The following is a 25,108-nucleotide window of genomic DNA, read 5'->3' on the forward strand; positions in this document are numbered from 1 at the left end:
TTATGCGCGCCGCATAGGCTCGTGTGGCGGGACGGCGGTACTGTTCCGGATCACGAACTCGGTGGGGAACTCCTGGTCTTGTGCTGCAGCCGCTGCGGTGCCGTCGTCGGAATTCCCGCTTGGCTTTTCCAGCAAAGCCAAGGCAGTGGCAGCCGCCAAGCGGCCCTGCCCCCGCGGATCCTGATTGATAGTGGTGAGTCCAAACGTCTCGGCGAGCTCGTGACCGTCGATCCCCACGACAGAGAGGTCCTGCGGTACCTGCAGTCCAAAGTCGCGGGCCGCAAGCATGATGCCTACGGCCATCTCGTCAGAGGCCGCGAAGACTGCTGTAGGGCGTTCGGAACTGGTGCCCAACAGCCTGCGGCCCGCGGCATAGGCGCCCTGGATGGTGAAGTCGGCGGTGGCTTTCCACTCCGGCCGTACGGTCAGCCCGGCTTCAGCCATGGCTGAGGCGAAGCCCTTCTGGCGCAGCTGGGGGAGCTTGAAGTCGCGGTTCAGCTCTCCGTATCCCGTAATGTGGGCGATTCTGCTGTGTCCCAGCCCAATCAGGTGGCGGGTGGCCAGCGCGGCCAGCCCCTCGTCGTCAATCCTGATCGTAGAGGCTCCCCGCAGCGCGCCACCGATTCCCACGATGGGGCGGTGTACCGCCAGCAGTTGGCCGATCTCGTCTTCGCTGAGCACCAACGCCACGGCGATGACGGCATCCAGGCGCTTCCGCAGGAGGAAGTCATTCAGGATGCTGCTGCGTCGCTCCGGCTGTTCGCCCACATTGTAGAGGGTTAGGTCGTAGCCGGCGTCCAGCAGGGTCTCCGACACGCCTTCCAAGACGGAAGAGAAGTACCATCGCTGGACATTGGGGACCACCAGCCCAATGTTGTGATTGCGACCGGACGCGAGGCTGGACGCGTGGTACGACGGGACAAATCCCAGTTCCTTGGCCGCGTCCTGGGCAAGACGGCGGCTCCTGGCCGAGACGTTGGATTTACCGCTCAGCGCCCTGGACACGGTGGCCACTGACAGGCCGGCCCGGCTGGCAACTTCCTTGATACCCGCCATGGTCAGTCTGCTGTGATGAGGTCCGGTCCAAGCTCTATCCATGCCGTCTCGCCGGAGGCAAGGGCATGGGCGGTCTCTGTGGGAAGGCTGCGGATCAGTACGTGGCCCGCCGGCATGTCCAACGGCTCATGGTTCAGGTTCATGAGGACCAGCGTAGTGCCGTTCAGGTAGCCCAGGGACGACCCCGTGCACCAGTCTTCTGCCCAGGACAATGATCCCCTGCCCAAGTTCAGCTGCCGGCGGCATGCCAGGGCGTCACGGTACAGCGAGAGGTGCGACGACGGCGATTCCGCCTGGAGATCCCGCGCCAGCGTTTCAAACGAGGAGGGAATGGGAAGCCACGGATCTTCCCCCGCACCAAAGCCCAAGTGCGGGTCCCCGGCCCGCCAGGGCAGCGGCACCCGGCAACCGTCACGGCCAAGCCGCTGACCCCCGGTACGGCCAAATGTCGGATCCTGGCGGAGGTGGCCCGGAATGTCGATGCCGTCCGGCAGTCCCAGCTCTTCCCCCTGGTAAAGGTATGCGGCGCCGGGCAGCCCCAGCATGAACAGTGAGGCCGCGGCCGCGCGGCGGCGGCCAAGGGCTTCGTCCGGCTGCGGGTCAGCGGAACCTATGCCGTCCCCGTCCCGCGGACCCTGCCCGTTGTAGCCAAAACGGGTGGCATGGCGAACCACGTCGTGGTTGGAAAGCACCCAGGTACTCGGGGCCCCAACGCCGTCAAGGACCGTCAGCGAGTCGGTGATGACAGAACGCAGCCGGTAGACATCCAGGCCCGCGTGGAGATAAGGGAAGTTGAATGCCTGGTGCATCTCGTCGGGCCGCACCCAGTGCGCCAGCCGCTGCAGGTCGACGCTTGCCTCGGCGCAGAGAATCCGGTCCGGTCCGTATTCGTCCAAGAGCAACCGCCATTTCCGGTAGATGTCGTGGACGCCGGGTTGCCCGAACATCGGTGCCTCGTGGCCGGGGTACCCCTCGCTGCTGCCGCCATCAGCGCGTCCGCCCCATGCCGGAAGGCCCGGCGCTTTGACCAGGGCATGGGCCACGTCCACTCGGAAGCCCGAGACGCCGCGGTCCAGCCAGAAGCGGAGCACCCTCTCGAACTCTGCGTGGACGGCGGGGTTGTCCCAGTTGAAGTCCGGCTGGGAGGAATCAAAAAGGTGCAGGTACCACTGGCCCGGTTGTCCGTCAGGGGCCGGCACGCGTGTCCAGGCGGGCCCGCCAAAGTGGGACTGCCAGTTGTTTGGCGGTTCCTGTCCGTCCGGTCCTGTCCCGTCGCGGAAGATGAACATGTCCCGCTCCGGGCTCCCATCAGGTGCTGCAAGGGCTGCCTGGAAAGCGGGGTGTTGGTCCGAGCAATGGTTTGGCACCAGATCCACGATCACCCGCAGGCCGAGCCTGTGCGATTCAGCCATCATGACGTCGAAATCGCCGAGCGTGCCGAAAATTGGGTCCACGTCGCAGTAGTCGCTGACGTCGTAACCGGCATCGCGTTGCGGGGAGCGGAAAAAGGGGGACAGCCAGACGGCGTCGACGCCCAGGTCCGCAAGGTGCGGCAGTTCCTCGGTGATTCCCGCCAGGTCGCCCACGCCGTCGCCGTTCAGGTCCCGAAATGACCGTGGGTACACCTGGTAGATCACGGCAGACCGCCACCAGCCCGGAGCGGGGTCGGCGGCGTGGATGAGGGTGAGTGGGCCAGCGGAGACAGAAGTGTCGTGGATCACAGTTTCGACGGACATGGAAGTCAGCATAACTGCGTGGAGCGATTTAATGAAAACGCTTCCATCATTGTTTCCTCACGCAGCACGGGGTCGTCTCTGTCCATAGGGGAACAGGACTGGAAGCGGTTGCGGCAGTGCGCCGGGGCCCCGCATAAATCACGCCCTAGACTGGGAGAAAATGTCCGACGACGGATGGAGGCTTTGTGGGAAGCATCGTTGACGAGCTGGAGGCCGTCCTGGCCCCGGACCAGCTGGACGTGAGCGAGGTGTCACTTCGCCGGTACGCGATCGACCAGGCGCCCGTCATCGACTTTCAGCTGCCCCTGGCCGTGGTGTTCCCGGAATCGGTGGCCGACGTTCAATCCGTGGTGAAGGCGTGCGCCGACAGCGGCATACCCATCGTCCCGCGAGGCGCCGGTACCGGCGTGTCCGGCGGCGCCCACGCCACGAACAACTGCATCATCCTGTCCCTGGAGCGGATGGACCGGATCCTCGCGCTGAATCCCGACGACGAAACAGCCGTCGTGGAGCCCGGCGTGGTCAACGCCGTCCTCAACGAAGCAGCCGCAGAGCACGGACTCATGTACGCTCCGGATCCAGCAAGCTTCCGAAGCTCCACCATCGGCGGCAATGTGGCCACCAACGCAGGCGGCCTTCGCTGCGCCAAGTATGGGGTCACCAGGGATTCGGTCCTTGCCGTGGACGTGGTTTTGGCCGACGGATCGCTCATCCATACCGGCCACCAGACCTTCAAAGGCGTGGCGGGTTACGACCTAACGGGCCTCTTCGTGGGGTCCGAGGGGACGCTGGGCATCGTCGTCGGAATCACCGTGCGGCTGAAGTACCTGCCCCGGGAAGTCCACACCGTGGCCGCGTTCTACCCGGACTTCCGCATGGCCGCCGCAGGGGTCCTGGCCGTGGGCAGGGCGCGCGTCCAGCCCGCCATCATGGAACTGCTGGACGGCGGGACGCTGGCCCAGCTCGACGACATCCACGGCTCCGACCTCAGCACGCGCGGAAAGTCACTGCTGCTGATCCAGACGGACGGATTCGGGGCGGCCGCGGAAGCCGAGGTGGTACGCCAGGTTCTGCGCGACGGCGGCGCCGCGGTGACCACCGAAGCCAGCGCCGAGGCGGAGCGGCTGGTGGAGCTGCGGAGGCACAGCCGGGGCACCGAAGTGGACGACGAGTACCGCGTGGGTGAAGACGTGGCTGTTCCGAGGTCACGCCTGGTGGATTACGTTGCCGCGCTCGAGGCCATGGCCGCCGCTCAGCAGGTGCACCTCAAAGTAGTGGCCCATGCAGGGGACGGCAACCTGCACCCAACATTCTGGATCGACCGGCAGGGCACGGACGTCGACGCCGATGCCATGGAGCGGCTCCAGGTGGCCCTGGACGAATCGATCACCGCGGCCCTGGCCATGGGTGGCACCATCACGGGGGAACACGGCGTAGGCCAGTACAAGCTGCGGTGGCTGGGCCAGGAGCAGCCCGAGCCGGTCCGGGAACTCCAGCGCAGGATCAAGGACCTGTTCGATCCTGCCGGCATCCTCAACCCCGGAAAGGCTATCTAGGACTCAGTCGTCCGAGTCCGGGTAGTCTTCCCCGGATTCGTCAGCGCCGTAGCGGGACTCCTCGTTCTCCACCTCAAGGATTTTCAGCAGCTCAGTGTCCGGGTTGAGCATGATGGCGGCCTCGTCCCGCCGGTGCCGCAGGATCGAGTCGATGTAGGACTGAACGGCCTCTGCCAGCGGAATGTGGCGCTCCTGCTTCTCGGACATGTACCAGCGGTGTTCCAGGACCTCGTGCACCACCTCGGCATGCTCAAGCTTGCCGGAAAGGTCCCGGGGGATGGCGCGCACGATCGGCTCGAAGATCTGGCTGACCCATAGGTGGGCGCTGTATTCCTCGTCCATCTCCGGGTTGTTGTCCGCCCGGAACGAGTCCATGTCGTTGAGGAGGCGGCGGGCCTGGTTCTCCTGGGCATCCAGGCCGGTAAGCCGCAGCAGCCGCCGCTGGTGGTGCCCCGCGTCCACCACCTTGGGCTGCAGCTGAATGGTGGAGCCGTTCTGGGTGGTCTTGATGGCGTACTCCTCGACGTCGAAGCCGAGTTCGTTCAGCCGCCGGATGCGGGCGCCCACTCGCCACCGTTCGCCGAGTTCGAAGGATTCCTTCTCGGTCAGCTCAGCCCACAGCCGCCGGTAGCTGTCCATGATCAGCTCGCTGGTGGCCACGGGGTCCACCTTTTCCTCGATGAGGCCGCCGTCCAGCAGGTCCATAAGCTCGCCGGCGATGTTAACGCGGGCGATTTCCAGGTCGTACTCGCGCTGCCCGGTGGAGAGGTCCGGGTAGAGCTCGCCGGTTTCCGCGTCCACCAGGTACGCGGCGAAGGCGCCGGCGTCGCGGCGGAACAGGGTGTTGGACAGCGAGACGTCGCCCCAGTAAAAACCGATGAGGTGCAGCCGCACCAGCAGGAGGGCCTGCGCGTCGATGAGGCGGGTGAGGGTGTCCTTGCGCAGCATCTGGGAAAAGAGCGCGCGGTAGGGCATGGAAAACTTCAGGTGCCGGGTGACGAGGACAGGGTTGAGCGGGCGTCCGTCCGGGGTGGTGCGCCCGGTGATCACCGCAACCGGCTCCACGCACGGCACATCGAAGCGCGCCAGCTTCCGGAGCATGTGGTACTCGTGCCGGGCCACGTGCTCGGAGGTTTCCTTGATGGCGATCACGGAGCCGCCCAAGTGGGCGAACCGGACGATGTGCCGGGAAATACCGCGGGGCAGCGCCGCCAGGTACTGTGCCGGCCACTCCTCCAAAGCGATATGCCACGGCAGGTCCAGCAGTTCGGGATCAGCCGCCGCTGCCGTGATGTTCAGCGACGAGGCTACCGAGGCCGCCTTGTTGTCATCGGCACTGGCAGCCACGAACCGGGGCAGCTTGCCGATCTGCGCGTAGTCGGTGGGTTCGTCGTGCCACTGGGCGCTGTATTCCTCGGTCATGGCTCAATTCTTCCGTACTCGGGGCAGGGCGGCTAAATTCCGTGCGGCCAATTAAAGGCCGACGGCGGCCCGCACCACTGTGGAAGGGTGCGGACCGCCGTCGGTTGCGTGGGCAGGGCCACGCGGCAGCTATCAGTCGCCGAGGCGCAGGCCGGTCTTGGTGTCGAACAGGTGCACGTGGCCCGACTGCGGACGGACGTAGATGACCTCGCCCTTCATCGGGGGACGGCGGCCGTCGACGCGGGCCACGATGTCGTGGTCCTTGCCGTCAAGGTTGGTGTGGCCGTAGACGTAGGCGTCGGCGCCGAGTTCTTCGACGACGTCCACCTCAACCTTCAGGCCTTCACCGTGCGGAGCGGTTTCCAGGTCCTCGGGACGGCTGCCCAGGGTGACCGTGGAGCCGTGAGCCTCTTCGAGGACGTCCCGCGGCACGGGGTAGACGGTGCCGCCGAACTGGACGCCGCCGTCTACGACGGGGAGTTCCAGCAGGTTCATGGCGGGGGAGCCAATGAAGCCGGCAACGAAGACGTTCTTGGGGCGGTCGTAGAGGTTGCGCGGGGTGTCAACCTGCTGCAGCAGGCCGTCCTTCAGCACGGCGACGCGGTCGCCCATGGTCATGGCCTCCACCTGGTCGTGCGTCACGTACACCGTGGTGACACCCAGGCGGCGGGTCAGGGAGGCGATCTGGGTGCGGGTCTGGACACGGAGCTTGGCGTCCAGGTTGGAGAGCGGCTCATCCATGAGGAAGACCTGCGGGTTACGGACGATTGCGCGGCCCATGGCAACACGCTGGCGCTGGCCGCCGGAGAGTGCCTTCGGCTTGCGGTCCAGGTACTGCTCAAGGTCGAGGAGCTTGGCGGCTTCGCGGACGCGCTCGGCGCGCTCTTCCTTGGAGACACCGGCGATCTTGAGGGCGAAGCCCATGTTGTCGGCCACAGTCATGTGCGGGTACAGCGCGTAGTTCTGGAAAACCATCGCGATGTCGCGGTCCTTCGGGGGAACATCGGTGACATCGCGGTCGCCGATCAGGATGCGGCCGGCGTTAACGTCCTCGAGGCCTGCAAGCATGCGCAGGGAGGTGGACTTGCCGCAACCGGAGGGTCCGACGAGGACCAGGAATTCGCCATCGGCGATGTCGATGTTGAGCTTATCGACGGCGGGCTTTTCGGTGCCCGGGTACAGACGCGTAGCGTTGTCAAAAGTAACTGTAGCCACAGTTATCAATCCCTTCACCGGCAGGTACGTGCCGGACGATCCGTTGTGAATGGTTCATTTTTATTCAGTTTTGTTCCTGCAAAATGCTCCGCGGCTTCCGCGGAGCATTGCATGACGCCGCACGCTGGTTGTGCGCCACATCACACAAAGAGTATGCCAGAGGTTGCTCTTTTCAGCGCAAATGTTACGAACGTCACATCTTCTGCCGGCCGTGTCCTAGCCGGAGGCCGCCTGCGGGTCCTCTTCCGCCACGGCAATGCTCCGCTCCTGCAGCAAGGCCTCCAGCAGCTCCGCGACGTGGATGGGTGCCTCCACCCGGTACTGGGCCTGGGTGAAATCGAGGCCGATCTTGACCCCAACATCGCCCGGTTCGAGCCTGCCAAAGGCGTCCTCGTCCGTGACGTCATCCCCCGCAAACAGCACGGCAGTGGCCCCCGTTGCCTGCCGGAGGAAGGCAACGCCTTCGCCTTTGGAGGCATGGACCACCGAGGTCTCCAGGACGCGCTTGCCTTCCTTCAGGAAAACGCCCTTGCGGTCCTGCAGAACGGACGTGGCGGCTGACACTGCGTCTTCCGCCACGTCGTCGCGGGCTTGGCGGGTGTGCAGGACGACGCCGGCAGGCTTGTACTCCAGGGAGGTGCCGGGGGCCTGGGCAACGATGTCCGATAACTCGGCCCGCACTTCTTCCAGGAGCGCTTTCTGGTCCTCCTCCAGCGACAGTTCGGTGGAGCCCGGCCCCAGCCACGCTTCGGCGCCATGGCTGCCGATCAGCAGCGTGTCCACCGGCGGGGAGGCGACTTCCCGCAGGCTGGCGAGGGCGCGCCCGGAGATGAGTGCCGTCGTCGTGCGTGGAAGCACGGCGAGGCCCGCGAACGCTGCGGCTGACCGCGGAAGCGGCCGCGCATCCTGGGCACGGTCTACGATCGGCGCCATGGTGCCGTCAAAATCCATGGCTACCAGCAAGTGCTCCGTCCGTGCGATCCGGCGCAAGGCTTCCCGTAGTTCGGGCGAGAGCGCCAGCGAAGCCCTGCTGCCGCGGCTGTCAGGAGTCATCGCGGACCACCTTTTCGTTCAGCGCGCGCAGGAAGTCGGCGGACCAGTGGTCAACGTCATGGTCCAGGATCTGGCGGCGCATGGACCGCATACGCCGTGAGGCTTCGCGGGGGCTGAGCTCGATGGCGGTCATGATGGTGTTCTTGAGCCCCGCGATATCGTGCGGGTTGATCAGCAGGGCCTGCTTGAGCTGGTCCGCTGCGCCGGCGAATTCGCTCAGCACCAGGGCGCCGTCGTTGTTGTTGCGGGCCGTGACGTATTCCTTGGCGACGAGGTTCATGCCGTCACGCAGGGCGGTGACCAGCATGACGTCGGCCGCCAGGTAGAGCGCGACCATTTCCTCCACCGGGTAGCTGTGGTGCAGGTAGCGGACCGCCGTGTTTTCGAGGGTGTCATACGTGCCGTTGATGTGGCCCACCGTGCCCTCAACCTCCTCGCGGAGGAGGCGGTACTGTTCCACGCGCTCACGGCTGGGGGAGGCCACCTGGATCAGGGTGGCATCGCCAACGGTGAGGCGGCCGTCCGCCAGGAGCTCCTCGAAGGCCTTCAGGCGGTGGCGGATGCCCTTGGTGTAATCCAGCCGGTCCACGCCGAGCAGGATGGTCTTGGGGTTGCCCATGTCCTGCCGGATCTGCCGGGCGCGTTCGATGATGTCAGGCCTGGCCGCCAGTTCGCTGATCTGTTTGACGTCGATGGAGATGGGAAAGGCCTGCGCCCGGGCAATGTGCGTCAGTTGGCCGTTGTGGTCCTTGACGTGCACCTGCTGCTGCTTGACGCTGGCGCCCAGGAAGCGGCGGGCGGAGCGCATGAAGTTGCCGGCATCGCTGACGCGCTGGAAGCCCACCAGGTCGGCGCCGAGCAGGCCGTCGATGATGGCCTGGCGCCAGGGGAGCTGGGCAAAGATTTCCGGCGGCGGAAACGGGATGTGGTTGAAGAACCCGATGCGCAGGTCGGGCCGGGCTTCGCGGAGCATCCGGGGGACCAGTTGCAGCTGGTAGTCCTGGACCCAGACGGTGGCACCCTGGTCGGCATGGCGGACGACGGCGTCGGCGAACCTGCGGTTGACCTTGCGGTAGGCGTCCCACCAGGTGCGGTGGAACTCCGGAGGGGCGATGACGTCGTGGTACAGCGGCCAGAGTGTGGCGTTGGAGAAGCCCTCGTAGTACAGCTCCACGTCGTCGGTGCTGAGCTGGACCGGGACAAGGTCCATGCCGCCGTGGCTGAACGGCTTCACGGTTTCGTCCGGAGCGCCGTGCCAGCCGACCCATGCTCCGTCAGTCTTGGTCATCATCGGCGCGAGCGCGGTCACCAGGCCGCCGGGAGACCGGCGCCAGCCGGAGCCGTCGTCGGCGTCGTCGCCCGGCGCCACGCGGTCCACGGGCAGTCTGTTGGAGACCACCATGAAGTCGTACTTGGTATGGCCGGCATGGCTGGAACCGGATCCGCCGGCCGTTGCTGTGCCGGCGGGTTTTTCCTGGACGGGTGTTTGCATTGCGGCCCCCTGGGGTTGCTTGTGCCTCTAAGCCACCCTAGCCGGACGGAATCATCGGGGCTATTCGTCCGTTGGTCAAGCCGAAGGAATAGTTGAACCCGCAAGCTGTCAGCTTTCTCCCCTAAAATGTTGGGGTGCCACGAAGTGGTCCCCTACGTCGACCGACCCAAGGAACTCATGAGCCCCGCAAACGAAGTACGTAAGTCCAAGGCTGAGCGAACGGCGGAGGCGCGCGAAAAAGCGCGCCTGATCCGGGAAGCCCAGGCAAAGAAGGACAAGCGCAACAAGCTGCTGATCGGCTGGGGCATCGTGGCGGCGGTGGTTGTCATCCTGGTGGTGGTGGGCCTGGTGGTTGCGGGCAACATCCAGCGAAACGCCCCGATCGCTGACCAGGGACCCACGCCTGCCAACGCCAACGCCCACGGCGGCGTGACGTTGCTGGCCAACAATCAGGTTGCCAAGACCGAGCCGGCCACGGTTGACGCCGCTTCCCTGGGCGATGCCCCGAAGACTCCGCCCGCCGAGGTGGTGGCCCCGGGTGCAGAGGCGGAGGCCGGCAAGCCGGTCAAGGTGGTCCTCTACGTCGACTTCATCTGCCCCGTCTGCAAAGACTTCGAAACGCGGTACAACGACCAGCTCACCTCGCTGCGCAACGACGGCAAGATCACCGTTGAGTACCGCCCCCTCGGGTTCCTGGACAGCCGGTCCACCACCAATTACTCGTCCCGTGCTGCCAACGCGGCAGCCTGCGTGGCCAACACGGCCCCGGAGAAGTACGCCGACTACTTCAACGCCCTGTACGCCCAGCAGCCCGCTGAAGGCAGTGCAGGCTTGTCCGACAACGACCTGAAGAAGATGGCGTCCGACATGGGCGTGGACATCAACTCCTGCGTGGACGACAAGACCTACCGCCCGTTCGTGAAGTTCACGACGAAGGAAGCGTCCGCCATCGGCGTTACCGGTACGCCCACCGTCTTCGTGGACGGCAAGCAGTGGGGCAAGGGAGACAGCGCCCAGACGCCGTTCCCCGACTTCCTGCAGGCAGCCATCGCCGCCAAGGGCTAGGAACCGACAGCACTGGCAGGGGCCCGTTCCGGAACGTTTCCGGGGCGGGCCCCTGCCTTATCTACAGCCCGTGCCCGGGCGTTTTTACGCCCGGCGGGAGTTGGGCTAACCTTATCTAGCGCCTACGGGCGCATGCCCCCAGGGGCGCGCCTCCTTAGCTCAGTTGGCCAGAGCACCGCTCTTGTAAAGCGGGGGTCGTCGGTTCGAATCCGACAGGGGGCTCCATGCAACCTCCGGGTCTAAGCTGGATCCATCCAAATGATCAGCGTGCTGACTAAAGGAGGATGGGTGCCATGCCCAAGACCGGCAAGAACGACCATGCCCGCAAGGAAGAGCTCCCCTCGACCCTGCAGCGTTCTGACCAAAAAGCCCAGGACACCTTCGCCAAGACCTACGACTCCGCCCTTGAGTCCTATGACCAGGACGAACAACGGGCCGCGCGTGCAGCGTATGCCTCGCTGAAGCACAGCTACGAGAAGGTGGGCGACCACTGGGAGCCGAAGGAAAAACGCGGCCCGTCGGACAAGCGCGCGGAACAGGGCATCCGCTCGTCGGAACCTACCGCCGGCGGCGTGGATGCCAACGCCTCGAAGGACCATCTCTACAAGCTGGCCAAGGAGTTGGACGTCAAGGGCCGCTCGAAGATGGATAAGGACCAGCTGGTGGAGGCACTCCAGAAGGCCAACGACACAGCCACCCGCAAAGCCCGCAGCAAATAGCCTTCGCTCTTGCCGTCCTGCCATCCAAGGTGTCGAATCAAAGGACACGTCCGGTCCGGTCGGCAATGATGCCAGGAGGTTCCAATGTCGGTGAAGAGCACCAAGGAGTCAGCGCGGGCGGCAGGCGGCAGGAACGGTCCTGAATCAAGGCGGGCCGACCAAGCCGGTGGCATCGCGGCGCAGGACCCGGCCCGCATCCGGAACGTTGCCTTGGTTGGGCACTCCGGCGCCGGGAAAACCATGCTGATCGAGGCCCTGCTCGCGGCCGACGGCATGATCACCCGCAAAGGCTCCATCGCGGACGGGTCGACCGTCAGCGACTCGGACCCCGCCGCCGTGCACCAGCAGCGGTCGGTCACGCTGTCCCTGGTGCCGCTGATGGTGGACGACGTCAAGGTGAACCTCCTGGACACTCCGGGCTACCCGGACTTCATCGGTGAGTTGCGGGCAGGCCTCAGGGCGTCGGATGCCGCCCTCTTTGTGGTCTCCGCCGTGGACGGAATCGATGCAACCACCACCGCGCTGTGGGGCGAGTGCGGGCACATGGGGCTCCCACGCGCCGTCGTCATCACCCGCGTGGACCACCCGCGCGCAAATTACGACGGCGCCCTGGCCGCCTGCCAGAGGGCATTCGGCGACGGCGTGCTCCCGCTGTATGTCCCGGTGCGGACAGATGGCGGGATCACCGGCCTGCTGGGCCTGCTGTCGCAGGAGGTGGCGGACTACTCCGCCGAAGATTCAGCGCCCGAAGTCCGTCCGGCAACGGCCGGTGAACGTACGGATGCCGGGAGTGCCAGGGGCACGCTCATTGAGGGCATCATCGCCGAAAGCGAAGATGAGACGCTGATGGACCGCTACCTGGAAGGCGAGGACATGGACACAGCGGTGCTGGCCGCCGACCTGGAAACCGCCGTGGCCCGCGGCTCGTTCTTTCCCGTGTTGCCCACCTCTGCCGTCACCGGGCTTGGCACGGCGGAATTGCTGGACCTACTGGTCCGCGCGTTCCCGCCTCCGGTGGAACGCAGCCTGCCGGACGCCGCCGACCTGTCCGGCAAACCGGCCGGAAGCCTGGCCTGCGATCCCTCGGGTCCGCTCGCCGCCGAAGTGGTGCGCACCTCCAACGATCCCTTCCTGGGCCGCATCTGCCTGGTGCGGGTCTTCTCGGGGTCGCTGCGCGAGGACTCGCCCGTCCATGTAGGGGGCCACGGCCTGGCTGACCGCGGCCACCAGGACCACGACACCGACGAACGCGTCACCCACATCTACTCCCCGCTGGGAGCCACCCTGCGTCCGGTACCCTACTGCGTGGCCGGGGACATGTGCGCCCTGGCGAAACTCGGCAGCGCCGAAACCGGGGACACCATTTCCAGCCGGGAAAACCCGTTGCTGCTGGCCACGTGGGAAATGCCTGAGCCTCTGTTGCCGGTTGCCGTGGAGGCCGACTCCCGCAGCGACGAGGATGCCTTGGCCCGCAGCCTGGGCAGGATCGCGGCGGGAGACCCAACGCTCCGTGTGGACCGAAATAACGAAACGCACCAGCTGGTGCTGTGGTGCATGGGCGAAGCGCACGCCGAGGTGGTCCTGGACCGGCTTCGCGAGCAGGGTGTGAAGCTGCACACCGTGAACGTGGTGACGCCGCTGCGGGAAACCTTCGCGGCCCCGGCATCGGGGCATGGCCGCCATGTCAAGCAATCCGGCGGGCACGGCCAGTACGCGGTGTGCGACATCGAGGTGGAACCGCTGGAGCGCGGCGGCGGGTTTGAATTCGTGGACAAGACAGTGGGCGGGGTCATCCCGGGAACGTTCATCCCGTCCATCGAGAAGGGGGTGCGGGCGCAAATGGAGAAGGGGGTCTACGCGGGCTTCCCCGTGGTGGATGTGCGCGTGACCCTCACAGGCGGCAAGGCCCACAGCGTCGATTCATCCGATGCGGCGTTCCAGGCGGCGGGGGCCCTGGCGCTCCGGGAGGCAGCTGCCGCCGGGAAGGTCCAGCTGCTGGAACCAGTGTCTTCCGTATCCATCATGGTTGCCGACGAACACGTGGGCTCCGTGATGAGCGACCTGTCCGGCCGGAGGGGACGCCTCACCGGCACCACCTCATCCGGGGAGGGGCTCACGGAGATCAGCGCGGAGGTTCCGGACCAGGAACTCCTGCGGTATGCCGTGGAACTGCGGGCACTGACCGCCGGTACCGGACGGTTCCGCCGGCAGTACTTGCGGCACGATCCGGTGCCCCCGAATTTCAGCCCGTCCTGATCCCGTCCGGGCAGGAAGAATCCCGAGGGGCGCCGTCAGGTGAATGCTGCAGCTCGCAAAATCCAGACCGTCTACCTGACGCTGACGTTGGGGAACACCCTTGCGGCGTCCTTTATTTGGGGGATCAACACACTGTTCCTGCTCGATGCCGGGCTGAGCAACCTGGAGGCGTTCGCCGCCAACGCGTTCTTCACGGCCGGGATGGTCCTGTTTGAGGTGCCGACGGGCGTGGTGGCGGACAGCTGGGGGCGCCGTACCTCGTTCCTGCTGGGCACCGTGACCCTGGCCGGATCCACCTACCTCTACTACCTGCTGTGGCAGTTGTCCGCGCCGTTTTGGTGGTGGGCCGCGGTGTCCGCCCTTCTGGGCCTTGGCTTCACGTTCTTCTCCGGGGCAGTGGAAGCCTGGCTGGTGGACGCCCTGCACTTCTCCGGTTACGACGGCGGCCTGGAAACCGTCCTGGGCCGCGGCCAGATCGTTTCCGGCATCGCCATGCTGGCAGGATCAGTAGCTGGCGGGGTCATCGCCCAGGCCACCAACCTGGGCGTGCCGTTCCTCCTGCGCGTCGCCGTCCTGGTGGCAATGTTCGTGGTGGCCTTCCTGCTGATGCACGACGTCGGCTTTACACCAGAGCGCTCGGCCCACCCTCTGCGGGCCACCCGCGCAGTCCTGAAGGCGTCCGTGGACGGCGGCCTGAGGAACCCGCCGGTGCGGTTCATGATGCTGGCTGCCCCCTTCACCGAAGGCGTGGGGTTCTACGTTTTCTATGCCCTCCAGCCCTACCTGCTGCAGCTTTTTGGCGATCCCAAGGCCTACGCCATAGCCGGCCTGGCGGCGGCCATCGTGGCGGGTGCGGATGTCGTGGGCGGCTGGCTGGCACCCCATGTCCGGAAACTGGTCCGCCGCCGCACCACTGTGCTGATCGCCTCCACGATCACCAGCTCGGTGGTCCTGGTGGTGCTGCTGGCCACCAATGTCTTTTGGCTGGCATTGGTGCTCCTGGCGCTGTGGGCCGTGGTGGCCTCCGCAGGCACGCCGGTGCGCCAGGCCTACCTCAACGACATGATCGCCTCGAAGCAGCGGGCAACGGTCCTCAGCTTCGCCTCGCTCATGGGCTCCAGCGGGGGAGTGGTGGTGCAGCCGGTACTCGGCCGGGCCGCCGACGTTTATGGCTACCCTGCATCGCTGGCTTTGGGCGGTGCGGTTCAGCTGCTGGCGGCACCCTTCATGCTCCTCAGCCGACGGCGCCGGGCGCCGGCAGACTTGGCCACGGGCCTGGCAGCCGCACCCTAGACAGGCGCGGCACGTGTTGGAGCCGGACGCAGCGAAGGCTCCCGCTGCCGGGACTTGGTCCGGGCAACAGGAGCCTTCGGGTGCGCAGGTGGCGGTTCCTCCTACTTCACGCCTGCTTCCACTGCTTCGCTGGCCGGAGCCGGCTTTTCCTGTGCGGGCGAAGAGGAGGTCTTCAGTTTGAAGCGCTTTCCAATTTCGCCGCCGCCACCGCTGCGGTTCTTGTTGAAGATGTCGAAGCCGACGGCGACAAGGAGCACCAGGCCCTTGATGAGCTGCTGGTAGTCGGTGCCCAGGCCCAGGATGGACATGCCGTTATTGAGGACGCCCATGATGAGTCCGCCGATCATGGCTCCGGCGACGGTTCCGATACCACCGGTGACCGCGGCGCCGCCGATGAAGGCCGCGGCGATGGAATCCAGTTCGAAGCCGGTTCCACCGGCCGGCTGAGCCGAGTTGAGCCGGGCGGTGAAGACGAGGCCCGCCAGCGCGGCCAGCACGCCCATGTTCACGAAGAGCCGGAACGTCACGGCCTTGGTCTTGATGCCGGACAGTTCAGCCGCGTGCAGGTTGCCGCCGATGGCGTACGTGTGCCGCCCGAAGACACTGTTGTTCATGAGGGCCGTGTAGGCGATCACCAAGGCGGCCAGGACCACCAGGACAATTGGGGTGCCGCGGTAGGACGCCAGCAGGAACGTGATGATGAGCATGAGCAGCGCCGTGAAGGCGGTCTTGATGACAAACCAGACCAGTGGCTCGCTCTCGAGGTCGAACTTCCGGCGGATCCGGCGTTCCTTGAGCGCCTGGATCAGCAGCGCGGCCGTGGCCCCGACGCCCAGGATGACGGTGAGCCACTCCAGCACGGAGGTGCCGCCGGTGAGGTCGGGAAGGAAGCCGCCGCCGAGGGCACGAAGTTCGGCCGGGAAGGGGGTGATCTGCTGGTTCTTCAGGGTGATAAGGGTCAGTCCACGGAAGATCAGCATGCCCGCCAGCGTGACGATGAAGGCCGGAATCCCCACGTAGGCGATCCAGTAGCCCTGCCAGGCACCCACCAGGGCACCGACCAGCAGGCAGGCGGGGATGGCGGCCCACCACGGCCAGCCCCAGTGGACGATCATGACGCCGGCAACGGCGCCGATGAACCCGGCCACGGAGCCGACCGAAAGGTCGATGTGGCCGGCGATGATCACCATGACCATGCCGATGGCCAGGATCAGGATGTAGCTGTTCTGGACCACCAGGTTGGTGACGTTCTGCGGTTCCAGCAGGATCCCGCCGGTCAGTCCCTGGAACAGCAGGACAATCAGGATCAGGGCAACGAAGATGCCCACCTGGCGCAGTTGGCTCGTGAGGAATCCGAGCGATTCTCTGAGGGCGGACATGTCGCTATTCCTTCTCTTTGGTCATGTAGTGCATCAGGGTTTCCTGGGTGGCCTCGGCAATGGGGACTTCACCTGTGATGTGGCCGGCGGCCAGCGTGTAGATGCGGTCGCAGATGCCCAGCAGCTCAGGCAGCTCCGAGGAGATTACGATGACGGCTTTTCCTTCGGCCGCGAGTTTCGCGATGATCGTGTAGATCTCGTATTTGGCGCCGACGTCGATCCCCCGGGTGGGTTCATCGAGGATGAGCACGTCCGGATCGGAGAACATCCACTTGCTCAGCACCACCTTTTGCTGGTTGCCACCGGAGAGTTTTCCGGTAATGGCCGCCACTGACGGAGCCTTGATGTTCATGCTCTTCCGGTAGCCGTTGGCCACCACGGTTTCCTGGTTTTTGTCCACGAAGCCGCGTTTGGCGAGCTTGCGCAGCGCCGCCAGGGAGACGTTCCGCTTGATGTCCTCGATGAGGTTCAGGCCGTAGTGCTTGCGGTCTTCGGTGGCGTAGGCAATGCCGTTCCTGATGGCGTCGGACACCGTGGCAGTGTTGATTTCCTCGCCGTACTTGTAGACCTTGCCTGACGTGGCGGTTCCGTACGTGCGCCCGAAGACGCTCATGGCAAGCTCGGTGCGTCCGGCGCCCATCAGCCCGGCCAGTCCCACCACCTCGCCCTTCCGGACGTGCAGGTTGGCGTTGTTGACCACCATGCGCGTGTGGTCCTGGGGATGGCGAACCGACCAGTCCTCGATGCGCAGGACTTCCTCGCCAATGTGCGGCTCGCGGTCCGGGTACAGGCTCTCCAGGTCCCGGCCCACCATGCCGCGGATGATCCGTTCCTGCGTGATCTGGCCTTCGTCAAGACGCAGGGTCTCAATAGTTTTGCCGTCGCGGATGATGGTGACGGCGTCAGCGACCTTGCGGATCTCATTGAGCTTGTGGCTGATGATGATGCTGGTGACGCCCTGGCCCTTCAGGTGGAGGATCAGGTCCAGCAGGTGGCTGGAATCCTCGTCGTTGAGGGCGGCCGTGGGCTCGTCCAGGATGAGCAGCTTCACTTCCTTGGACAGCGCCTTGGCGATTTCCACCAGTTGCTGTTTGCCCACGCTGATGTGCTGTACAGGGGTGACAGGGTTCTCGTCGAGGCCTACCCGGGCCAGCAGCTTGGCTGCCTCCAGGTTGGTCTTGCGCCAGTCCACCCACCCGTTGGTGGCTTGTTCGTTGCCAAGGTAGATGTTCTCGGCAATCGACAGGTACGGGCTGAGGGCCAGTTCCTGGTGGATGATGACGATTCCGCGTTTTTCGCTGTCCGAGATGCTGGAGAAGTTGCAGGGTTCGTTTTCGAAGAGGATCTCACCGTCGAAGGTGTTGTGTGCATAGACGCCGGACAACACTTTCATGAGTGTTGATTTGCCGGCTCCGTTTTCCCCGCAGATGGCGTGGACCTCGCCACGGTTCACATCCAGGGTGACGTCCTGCAGCGCTTTGACGCCGGGGAACGTCTTGGTGATTCCTCGCATTTGAAGAATGGGTGTGTTCATCGTCAATTCCCACTGACTGTTCGGAGCTTGCCTTCCTGCTGCTGCAGGAGGGCGCGGGTGGGGCTGTGGCCCGGGACGGAAGCCGGGCCACAACCCCGGACGCTGACTACTTGACGTCGGCGTCGGTGTAGTAACCCGAGTCGATCAGTTCCTTCTTGTAGTTGTCCTTGGTGATGATCACGGACTTCAGCAGGAACGCCGGGACAACCTTGACCTTGTTGTTGTAGGTCTTGGTGTCATTGGTTTCCGGCTCCTGGCCCTTGAGGACGGCGTCAACCATCTTGACGGCCTGCGCGCCGAGTTGGCGGGTGTCCTTGAAGATGGTGGAGTACTGCTCGCCGGCGACGATGGACTTGACGGAGCCCTTTTCGGCATCCTGGCCGGTGACCACCGGCAGGCTGCCCTTGGCGTAGCCGCCGGTGCTGGTGAGGGCGGAAATGATGCCGATGGACAGGCCGTCGTACGGGGAGAGGACGCCGTTCAGCTTGGTGCCCGAGCTGTAGGCGGAGGTGATGATGTCCTCCATGCGCTTCTGTGCCACCGGTGCCTGCCAGCGGAGGATCGCGGCCTGCTCAAACTTGGTCTGGCCGCTGGGGACCTTCAGGGTGCCGGCATCCATGTACGGCTTCAGGGTGTCCATGGCGCCGCTCCAGAAGAAGTTGGCGTTGTTGTCGTCGGGGCTGCCGGCGAAAAGCTCGATGTTGAAGGGGCCCTTGCCGTCAACCTTCTTGCCGCTGGCGTCCAGGAGGCCCAGGCCGGTCAGCAGTGAGGTGGCCTGCTGCACGCCCACGGTGTAGTTGTCGAACGTGGTGTAGTAGTCCACGTTCGGGGTGCCGTTGATCAGGCGGTCGTACGCGATGACCTTGACGTTCTGGTCCTTGGCCTTGGCCAGGACGTCAGTCAGGGTGGTGCCGTCAATGGCGGCGATGATCAGGGCCTTGGCGCCCTTGGTCAGCATGTTTTCGATCTGCGACACCTGGGTGGGGATGTCGTCATTGGCGAACTGGAGGTCCGTCTTGTAGCCAAGATCCTTCAGCGACTTCTCCACGTTGGCGCCATCGGCAATCCACCGTTCGGAGGTCTGGGTGGGCATCGAGATCCCGACCAGTGAATCGCTGGGCTTGGCGGCACTGCCGGATTCGGTGGCGGCTCCGCCGCGGGAGCCACAGCCGGTGGCGCCCACCGTCAGGGCGAGGACAAGGGCCACCGCGCCCATGAGTTTTTTGATTCTCACCATTTTCTCCTTCCGCGGCAGCATTGCCGCGAAGTGTTGTTGGACAGGCAGCACCGAAGCTCCCTGGTCCTGGCCACATTGTTGATGTGTCGGTTCAATATAGACTGCTTTGTGAACGCTAACAAGAGCGCGAAGGGGAATTTTCGCAACTTTTTCGAGTCCATTGACTTCTTCGTTGTTAGCGTTCACACTTGCTGCAGCAAAACAGCTTGACCCCAACCCCTACAAACCCGGTAAAGAGGCCGCCCGCCTCCCGGACGGAGGCAAACCCATGCCAGAGACTTTGTCCACATCCAGCTCCGACCCCCGCGCTGACCAGTACGTCATCGGGGTGGACTACGGGACCCTGTCCGGCCGCGCCGTGGTGGTGCGGGTCCGCGACGGCAGGGAACTCGGCAGCGCTGTCCACGAGTACCCGCATGCGGTGGTCACCGATTCCCTGCCCGAAGATACAGCGGGCGCGGAATCCGATGGACACGCCTCAAGGCTTCCCGGCGAATGGGCACTCCAGGTGCCCAACGACTACCGGGAAGTCCTGCGCAGGGCTGTCCCCGCCGCGGTGGCTGACGCAGGGATCGACCCTGCCGCCGTCGTGGGCATTGCCACGGACTTCACCGCCTGCACCATGGTGCCCGTCAAGGCCGACGGCACCCCCCTGAACGAACTGCCGGGCTTCGCCACCCGGCCGCATGCCTATGTGAAGCTCTGGCGCCACCACGCGGCGCAGGGGCAGGCTGACCGGATTAACAAGCTCGCCGCCGACCGGGGTGAGGACTGGCTTCCGCGCTATGGGGGGCTGATCTCCTCCGAGTGGGAGTTCGCCAAGGGCCTGCAACTGCTGGAAGAGGACCCGGAAGCCTACGCCGCCATGGACCACTGGGTTGAGGCGGCGGACTGGATCGTCTGGCAGCTGTGCGGGCGGTACGTCCGCAACGCCTGCACGGCGGGTTACAAGGGGATTTACCAGGACGGCCGGTATCCGTCCGAGGACTTCCTTGCTGCCCTGAACCCGGACTTCAAAGACTTCGTCAGCTCCAAGCTGGAGCACACCATCGGGCGGCTGGGGGATGCCGCAGGCACCCTTACCGCCGAGGCTGCTGCCTGGACCGGACTGCCGGAGGGCATCGCCGTGGCCGTGGGAAACGTTGACGCGCACGTCACGGCCCCGGCTGCCAAAGCAGTGGACTCCGGCCAGCTGGTGGCTATCATGGGCACCTCCACCTGCCACGTCATGAACGGCACGGAACTGCGCGAAGTGCCCGGGATGTGCGGGGCAGTGGACGGCGGCATCGTGCCGGGCCTTTGGGGCTACGAGGCCGGACAGTCCGGCGTCGGGGACATCTTTGGCTGGTTCACCAAGTACGGCGTGCCGCCCGAATACCACCAGGCTGCCAGGGATGCGGGCCTGGGCATCCACGAATACCTCACCGAACTCGCGTCGCGGCAGGCCATCGGGGAGCACGGCCTGATCGCCCTCGACTGGCACTCGGGCAACCGCTCAGTCCTGGTGGACCACGAGCTCTCCGGGATTGTGGTGGGCCAGACCTTGGCCACCAGGCCCGAGGACACATACCGGGCGCTGCTTGAAGCCACGGCTTTCGGGACCCGCACCATCGTGGACGCCTTCCGCGACGCCGGCGTCCCGGTCAAGGAATTCATCGTGGCCGGCGGCCTGCTCAAGAACAAACTCCTTATGCAGATCTACGCGGACGCCACCGGCCTGCAGCTGTCCACCATCGGCTCGGAGCAGGGCCCGGCGCTGGGCTCGGCCATCCACGCCGCCGTGGCCGCGGGCGCCTACGCGGACATCCGCGAAGCTGCCGCCGCCATGGGTGCCGAACCCGGAGAGGTGTACACCCCGATACCGGAAAACGTGGCCGCCTACGACGAACTGTTCCAGGAGTACAAGGCGCTGCACGACTACTTCGGCCGCGGCAGCAACGACGTCATGCACCGGCTCAAGGCCATCCAGCGCAAAGCGGCACGGACTGACCTGCCGGGCACCGGCAACCCGCCGGCACCCGCTGTGGAGGTGTCCGCATGACCGCCGGCACCGGTGTAACCCCGGCGATCCTGCAAACCATTGCCCGGATCCGTGAGGAAGTGTGCGCGCTGCACGCCGAGCTGACCCGGTACGAACTGGTGGTCTGGACCGCGGGCAACGTTTCAGCCCGCGTACCCGGGACCGACCTCATGGTCATCAAGCCCTCCGGCGTCTCCTACCAGGACCTGACTCCGGAGCAGATGATTGTCACCGACCTGCACGGCACCCCGGTGCGGGGCACCAACGTCGGTGGCGGCGGGACCGTCGATTGGGGCAACCCGCCCCTGTCACCGTCCTCCGACACGGCCGCCCACGCCTACGTGTACCGGCACATGCCCGACGTGGGCGGGGTAGTGCACACCCACTCCACCTACGCCACCGCCTGGGCCGCCAGGGGAGAAGCCATCCCGTGCGTGCTGACCATGATGGGTGACGAGTTCGGCGGCGAGATTCCGGTGGGACCGTTCGCGCTGATCGGTGATGACTCGATCGGCCACGGCATCGTGGAGACGCTGAAGAACTCCAATTCGCCTGCCGTCCTGATGCAGAACCATGGCCCCTTCACCATCGGCAAGGACGCCCGGTCCGCCGTGAAGGCCGCCGTCATGTGCGAGGAAGTGGCCCGTACCGTCCATATTTCCCGGCAACTCGGCGAACCCCTGCCCATCAAACAGGACCACATCGACTCCCTCTACGCCCGCTACCAGAACGTTTACGGCCAATAGGGCCCCCAAACTTTCCCAGGAGAATTTATGAGCACCGCAGCAAACACCTCCCTCGACGGCTACGAGGTCTGGTTCCTCACCGGCAGCCAGCACCTTTACGGCGAGGAGGTCCTCAAGCAGGTGGCCGCCCAGTCACAGGAGATCGCCAACCAGCTCAACGCATCTTCCGCGGTGCCCGTGCGGATCGTGTGGAAGCCGGTCCTCACCGATTCCGACGCCATCCGCCGCACCGCGCTGGAGGCGAACTCGGATGATTCCGTGATCGGCGTGACGGCCTGGATGCACACCTTCAGCCCGGCCAAGATGTGGATCCAGGGACTTGACCTGCTGCGCAAGCCCCTGTTGCACCTGCACACGCAGGCCAACCGGGACCTGCCGTGGGCGGACATCGACTTCGACTTCATGAACCTGAACCAGGCCGCCCACGGCGACCGCGAGTTCGGGTACATCCAGTCCCGCCTGGGCATTGCCCGGAAGACCGTCGTCGGGCACGTCTCCAACCCCGAGGTCGGCCGCCAGGTGGGGTCCTGGCAGCGTGCCGCCGCGGGCTGGGCGGCCGTCCGCACGCTGAAGCTGACCCGCTTTGGCGACAACATGCGCAACGTCGCCGTCACCGAAGGTGACAAGACCGAGGCCGAGCTGCGCTTCGGCGTCGCGGTCAATACCTGGTCCGTCAACGAACTCGCCGACGCCGTGCACGGCGCTGCAGAGTCCGACGTCGACGCCCTGGTGGCGGAGTACGAGGACCTGTATGACGTGGTGCCGGAGCTCCGCGCAGGCGCGGCACGGCATGAATCGCTGCGGTACGGGGCCCGGATTGAACTGGGGCTGCGGTCCTTCCTGGAAGCCAATGGCTCCGCGGCGTTCACCACGTCCTTCGAGGATCTTGGTGCGCTCCGCCAGCTGCCCGGCCTGGCGGTGCAGCGGCTCATGGCTGCCGGCTACGGCTTCGGCGCCGAGGGTGACTGGAAGACCGCCATCCTGGTCCGCGCCGCCAAGGTGATGGGCGCCGGCCTGCCCGGTGGCGCATCGCTGATGGAGGACTACACCTACCACCTGGAGCCGGGGTCCGAGAAGATCCTCGGCGCCCACATGCTGGAAGTCTGCCCCTCCCTGACCGCGCAGAAGCCGCGGCTGGAAATCCACCCGCTGGGCATCGGCGGCAAGGAAGACCCGGTCCGCCTGGTGTTCGACGCCGATGCCTCCCCGGGCGTCGTCGTCGCCCTGTCCGACATGCGGGACCGCTTCCGCCTGGTGGCCAACGCCGTCGACGTCGTCCCCCTTGACCAGCCGCTGCCCAACCTGCCCGTGGCCCGCGCCCTGTGGGAGCCCAAGCCCGACTTCGCCACCTCGGCCGCCGCCTGGCTGACCGCCGGCGCCGCCCACCACACCGTCCTCTCCACCCAGGTGGGCATGGACGTGTTCGAGGACTTCGCCGAAATCGCCAAGACGGAGCTGCTCACCATCGACGAAGGCACCACCATCCGCCAGTTCAAGAAGGACCTGAACTGGAACGCGGCCTACTACAAGCTGGCCGGGGGGATCTGACCGGAAATGGTGCGGCGGCCGAGGCTTGAGGATGTGGCGGAGCTGGCCGGGGTCTCGCACCAGACCGTGTCACGGGTGGTCAACTGCCACCCGAATGTGAGCGCGGGGACCCGGGAGAAAGTGGAGGCGGCGATTGCCCAGCTGGGGTACCGCCGCAACTCCGCTGCCCGAAGCCTGGTCACCCGGCGCTCGCAGACCATCGGGGTCCTGGCCAGTGAACTGTCGCAGTACGGGCCTGCCAACACCCTGCTCGGGGTGGAACGCGCCGCGCGGGACGCTGGGTACTTCGTCAGCGTCGCTGCCTTGCGGGAGGTCAACCGCGATGCGATCCTGGCCGCCGTCCGGCACTTCCTGGACCAGTCGGTGGAAGGCATCGTGGTGATCGTTCCGCACCTGGAGATGCCGGCCGCCCTCGCGGAACTGCCTATCGGAGTGCCTGTGGTGGCCGTGGGGACCACAGGCACTGACGCCGTTGGCGGGGTCAAGGTGGACCAGCGCCGTGGGGCGGAACTGGCGGTGCGGCACCTCATCGGGCAGGGGCACGTCCGTATCGGGCACGTGGCGGGGCCCCAGGACTGGATCGACGCGGTGGCCCGTGCCGATGGCTGGCGGGGCGCCCTGGACGCGGCCGGCCTCGACGCCGATCTCATGATCGAGGGTGACTGGAGCGCCGGCAGCGGTTATGAGATAGGCCGCAAGGTGGCAGCCAGCCCCCGTGCCACTGCGCTGTTTGTAGGCAACGACCAGATGGCCCTGGGGGTCCTGCGGGCGTTGAATGAGGCAGGAATCAAGGTGCCGGAGGACGTCTCCGTGGTGGGCTTCGACGACCAGCCCGAAGCCGGCTACTTCAGCCCGCCCTTGACGGTGGTCCGGCAGGACTTCGAAGAACTGGGCCGGCGTTGCATGGACCTGATGCTCAGGGCACTGGACGGTGCGGAGGGACCGCAGACGCTGGTGGTGGAGCCCGAACTCGTCCTGCGCAGCAGCACCGCCCCGCCGGCCTGAAACTGCCGGCAGCGAAGTTAATCCGGGGGAGACCCCCGCGAAACGTGGCCACAACAATCGCTGCGTACGTTGGCAGGCATGACGGCTACCCTGCTCATCCGGCTCCGCGATTGGCTGCTGGACACGTTCACGTATGACTCCGAGTCCCTGGCCGGCGGCGCCATGGCTGACGCCACCCGCTGGGGCTGGCTGCCGGCCTTGAGCGGGGTGTCCGCAGGCGCGGAGCAGGCCCGCTCCGAGCATGCGCTGGCAGCACCCGAAACCAGCACGATGTCTGGTTAAACACACTATTGCGCCACTAGCGTGGTAATGCCCTAAACTGCTTCACTGAGGTGCCTGAAATGGCGCTGCGCAGCAACGAAAGTGAACACGCTATGGCTACCGATTACGATGCTCCACGCAAGCAGGAAGAAGAGTCGCCCGCTGACTCTCTCGAGGCCCTCCAGGCATCACGGAGCGGCAACGCGCAGACCGCGGTTATCGATGTCGACGAAAACGACACCGCTGAAGGTATCGACCTGCCCGGCGCCGACCTGTCCAACGAGGAACTGACCGTCATTGTGGTTCCCGAGCAGTCCGACGAGTTCACCTGCTCGTCGTGCTTCCTGGTCCGCCACCGGTCGCAGGTTGCCCGTGAAAAGAACGGCCTGAAGTACTGCCGCGACTGCGAAGGCTAAAAACTACTTCCTGGTTTTCCCGGCGCCGGCCACCCCTCGGGTGGCCGGCGCTTTTTGGTCCTGCGCTATCTATCTCCGGCCGCCGTCGTTATCAAAATG

20 protein-coding genes and 1 tRNA gene are annotated in these 25,108 nt (G+C 65.6%); 12 read left to right on the forward strand and 9 right to left on the reverse strand.

Going from position 1 to position 25,108, the window contains the following annotated elements; genetic code table 11:
* The gene (locus JCQ34_RS03565) at window positions 1-1,056 is read right to left on the reverse strand and encodes a LacI family DNA-binding transcriptional regulator (protein WP_286401892.1); all 1,056 of its coding nucleotides are present in this window, start codon (window positions 1,054-1,056) and stop codon (window positions 1-3) included.
* A 2-nt stretch (window positions 1,057-1,058) separates the two neighbouring features.
* Window positions 1,059-2,804, reverse strand: a complete 1,746-nt coding sequence (locus tag JCQ34_RS03570; RefSeq protein ID WP_434738929.1) for a glycoside hydrolase family 13 protein — start codon at window positions 2,802-2,804, stop codon at window positions 1,059-1,061.
* A 173-nt stretch (window positions 2,805-2,977) separates the two neighbouring features.
* On the opposite strand from JCQ34_RS03570, the gene JCQ34_RS03575 reads away from it, so the two are divergent.
* Complete coding sequence (locus JCQ34_RS03575; RefSeq protein WP_286401897.1) at window positions 2,978-4,348, forward strand: FAD-binding oxidoreductase; 1,371 nt, start codon at window positions 2,978-2,980, stop codon at window positions 4,346-4,348.
* A 3-nt stretch (window positions 4,349-4,351) separates the two neighbouring features.
* On the opposite strand, the gene JCQ34_RS03580 is transcribed toward JCQ34_RS03575, so the two are convergent.
* From JCQ34_RS03580 to JCQ34_RS03595, 4 genes are all read right to left on the reverse strand, one after another.
* Window positions 4,352-5,770 (reverse strand): DUF4032 domain-containing protein, encoded by a 1,419-nt coding sequence (locus tag JCQ34_RS03580; protein ID WP_286401898.1) that lies wholly within the window; start codon window positions 5,768-5,770, stop codon window positions 4,352-4,354.
* Window positions 5,771-5,902: 132 nt separating this feature from the next.
* The gene (locus JCQ34_RS03585) at window positions 5,903-6,985 is read right to left on the reverse strand and encodes an ABC transporter ATP-binding protein (RefSeq protein WP_142131111.1); all 1,083 of its coding nucleotides are present in this window, start codon (window positions 6,983-6,985) and stop codon (window positions 5,903-5,905) included.
* A gap of 216 nt (window positions 6,986-7,201) precedes the next feature.
* Entirely contained in the window at window positions 7,202-8,038 is an 837-nt protein-coding gene (gene otsB, locus JCQ34_RS03590) for a trehalose-phosphatase (protein ID WP_286401903.1), read from the reverse strand.
* Complete coding sequence (locus JCQ34_RS03595; protein ID WP_286401905.1) at window positions 8,028-9,530, reverse strand: alpha,alpha-trehalose-phosphate synthase (UDP-forming); 1,503 nt, start codon at window positions 9,528-9,530, stop codon at window positions 8,028-8,030. The genes otsB and JCQ34_RS03595 overlap by 11 nt, the downstream gene beginning before the upstream one ends.
* Window positions 9,531-9,707: 177 nt before the next feature.
* Between JCQ34_RS03595 and JCQ34_RS03600 the strand changes: the two genes are divergently transcribed.
* The 5 genes from JCQ34_RS03600 (at window position 9,708) to JCQ34_RS03620 (ending at window position 14,863) form a co-directional block, all read left to right on the forward strand.
* Entirely contained in the window at window positions 9,708-10,595 is an 888-nt protein-coding gene (locus JCQ34_RS03600) for a DsbA family protein (protein WP_286401908.1), read from the forward strand.
* Window positions 10,596-10,743: 148 nt separating this feature from the next.
* A tRNA-Thr gene (locus tag JCQ34_RS03605) sits at window positions 10,744-10,820 on the forward strand.
* Between the two features lie 68 nt (window positions 10,821-10,888).
* Window positions 10,889-11,314, forward strand: a complete 426-nt coding sequence (locus JCQ34_RS03610) for a ChaB family protein (RefSeq protein ID WP_286401911.1) — start codon at window positions 10,889-10,891, stop codon at window positions 11,312-11,314.
* An 84-nt stretch (window positions 11,315-11,398) separates the two neighbouring features.
* Window positions 11,399-13,570: an elongation factor G-like protein EF-G2 gene (locus JCQ34_RS03615; protein WP_286401914.1), complete on the forward strand. Its 2,172-nt coding sequence runs from the start codon at window positions 11,399-11,401 to the stop codon at window positions 13,568-13,570.
* A 39-nt stretch (window positions 13,571-13,609) separates the two neighbouring features.
* Window positions 13,610-14,863 (forward strand): MFS transporter, encoded by a 1,254-nt coding sequence (locus tag JCQ34_RS03620; protein ID WP_286401917.1) that lies wholly within the window; start codon window positions 13,610-13,612, stop codon window positions 14,861-14,863.
* Window positions 14,864-14,964: 101 nt separating this feature from the next.
* Here JCQ34_RS03620 and mmsB read toward each other — a convergent pair whose 3' ends face one another.
* The 3 genes from mmsB to chvE form a co-directional block, all read right to left on the reverse strand.
* Window positions 14,965-16,242: a multiple monosaccharide ABC transporter permease gene (mmsB, locus tag JCQ34_RS03625; protein ID WP_286401919.1), complete on the reverse strand. Its 1,278-nt coding sequence runs from the start codon at window positions 16,240-16,242 to the stop codon at window positions 14,965-14,967.
* 4 nt (window positions 16,243-16,246) lie between these two features.
* Window positions 16,247-17,776: a multiple monosaccharide ABC transporter ATP-binding protein gene (gene mmsA / locus JCQ34_RS03630; protein ID WP_286401921.1), complete on the reverse strand. Its 1,530-nt coding sequence runs from the start codon at window positions 17,774-17,776 to the stop codon at window positions 16,247-16,249.
* 106 nt (window positions 17,777-17,882) lie between these two features.
* The gene (chvE, locus tag JCQ34_RS03635) at window positions 17,883-19,013 is read right to left on the reverse strand and encodes a multiple monosaccharide ABC transporter substrate-binding protein (protein ID WP_350310804.1); all 1,131 of its coding nucleotides are present in this window, start codon (window positions 19,011-19,013) and stop codon (window positions 17,883-17,885) included.
* A 268-nt stretch (window positions 19,014-19,281) separates the two neighbouring features.
* On the opposite strand from chvE, the gene araB reads away from it, so the two are divergent.
* The 6 genes from araB (at window position 19,282) to JCQ34_RS03665 (ending at window position 25,009) form a co-directional block, all read left to right on the forward strand.
* A complete protein-coding gene (gene araB / locus JCQ34_RS03640; RefSeq protein ID WP_286401924.1) occupies window positions 19,282-21,054 on the forward strand; it encodes a ribulokinase in 1,773 nt (590 codons plus the stop codon).
* Entirely contained in the window at window positions 21,051-21,779 is a 729-nt protein-coding gene (locus tag JCQ34_RS03645; protein ID WP_286401927.1) for an L-ribulose-5-phosphate 4-epimerase, read from the forward strand. Before araB ends, JCQ34_RS03645 begins: the two co-directional genes overlap by 4 nt.
* 27 nt (window positions 21,780-21,806) lie before the next feature.
* Window positions 21,807-23,327, forward strand: a complete 1,521-nt coding sequence (gene araA / locus JCQ34_RS03650; protein ID WP_286401930.1) for an L-arabinose isomerase — start codon at window positions 21,807-21,809, stop codon at window positions 23,325-23,327.
* A gap of 6 nt (window positions 23,328-23,333) precedes the next feature.
* Window positions 23,334-24,332: a LacI family DNA-binding transcriptional regulator gene (locus JCQ34_RS03655; RefSeq protein ID WP_286401932.1), complete on the forward strand. Its 999-nt coding sequence runs from the start codon at window positions 23,334-23,336 to the stop codon at window positions 24,330-24,332.
* Between the two features lie 78 nt (window positions 24,333-24,410).
* Window positions 24,411-24,614 carry a hypothetical protein gene (locus tag JCQ34_RS03660; protein WP_286401935.1) on the forward strand — a complete coding sequence of 68 codons (204 nt, stop codon included), beginning with the start codon at window positions 24,411-24,413 and terminating at the stop codon, window positions 24,612-24,614.
* Window positions 24,615-24,706: 92 nt separating this feature from the next.
* Window positions 24,707-25,009 carry a DUF4193 domain-containing protein gene (locus tag JCQ34_RS03665; protein WP_142131097.1) on the forward strand — a complete coding sequence of 101 codons (303 nt, stop codon included), beginning with the start codon at window positions 24,707-24,709 and terminating at the stop codon, window positions 25,007-25,009.
* Window positions 25,010-25,108 lie beyond the last annotated feature (99 nt).

Origin of the sequence: Pseudarthrobacter defluvii (assembly GCF_030323865.1) — a bacterium.
GTDB lineage: Bacteria > Actinomycetota > Actinomycetes > Actinomycetales > Micrococcaceae > Arthrobacter > Arthrobacter sedimenti.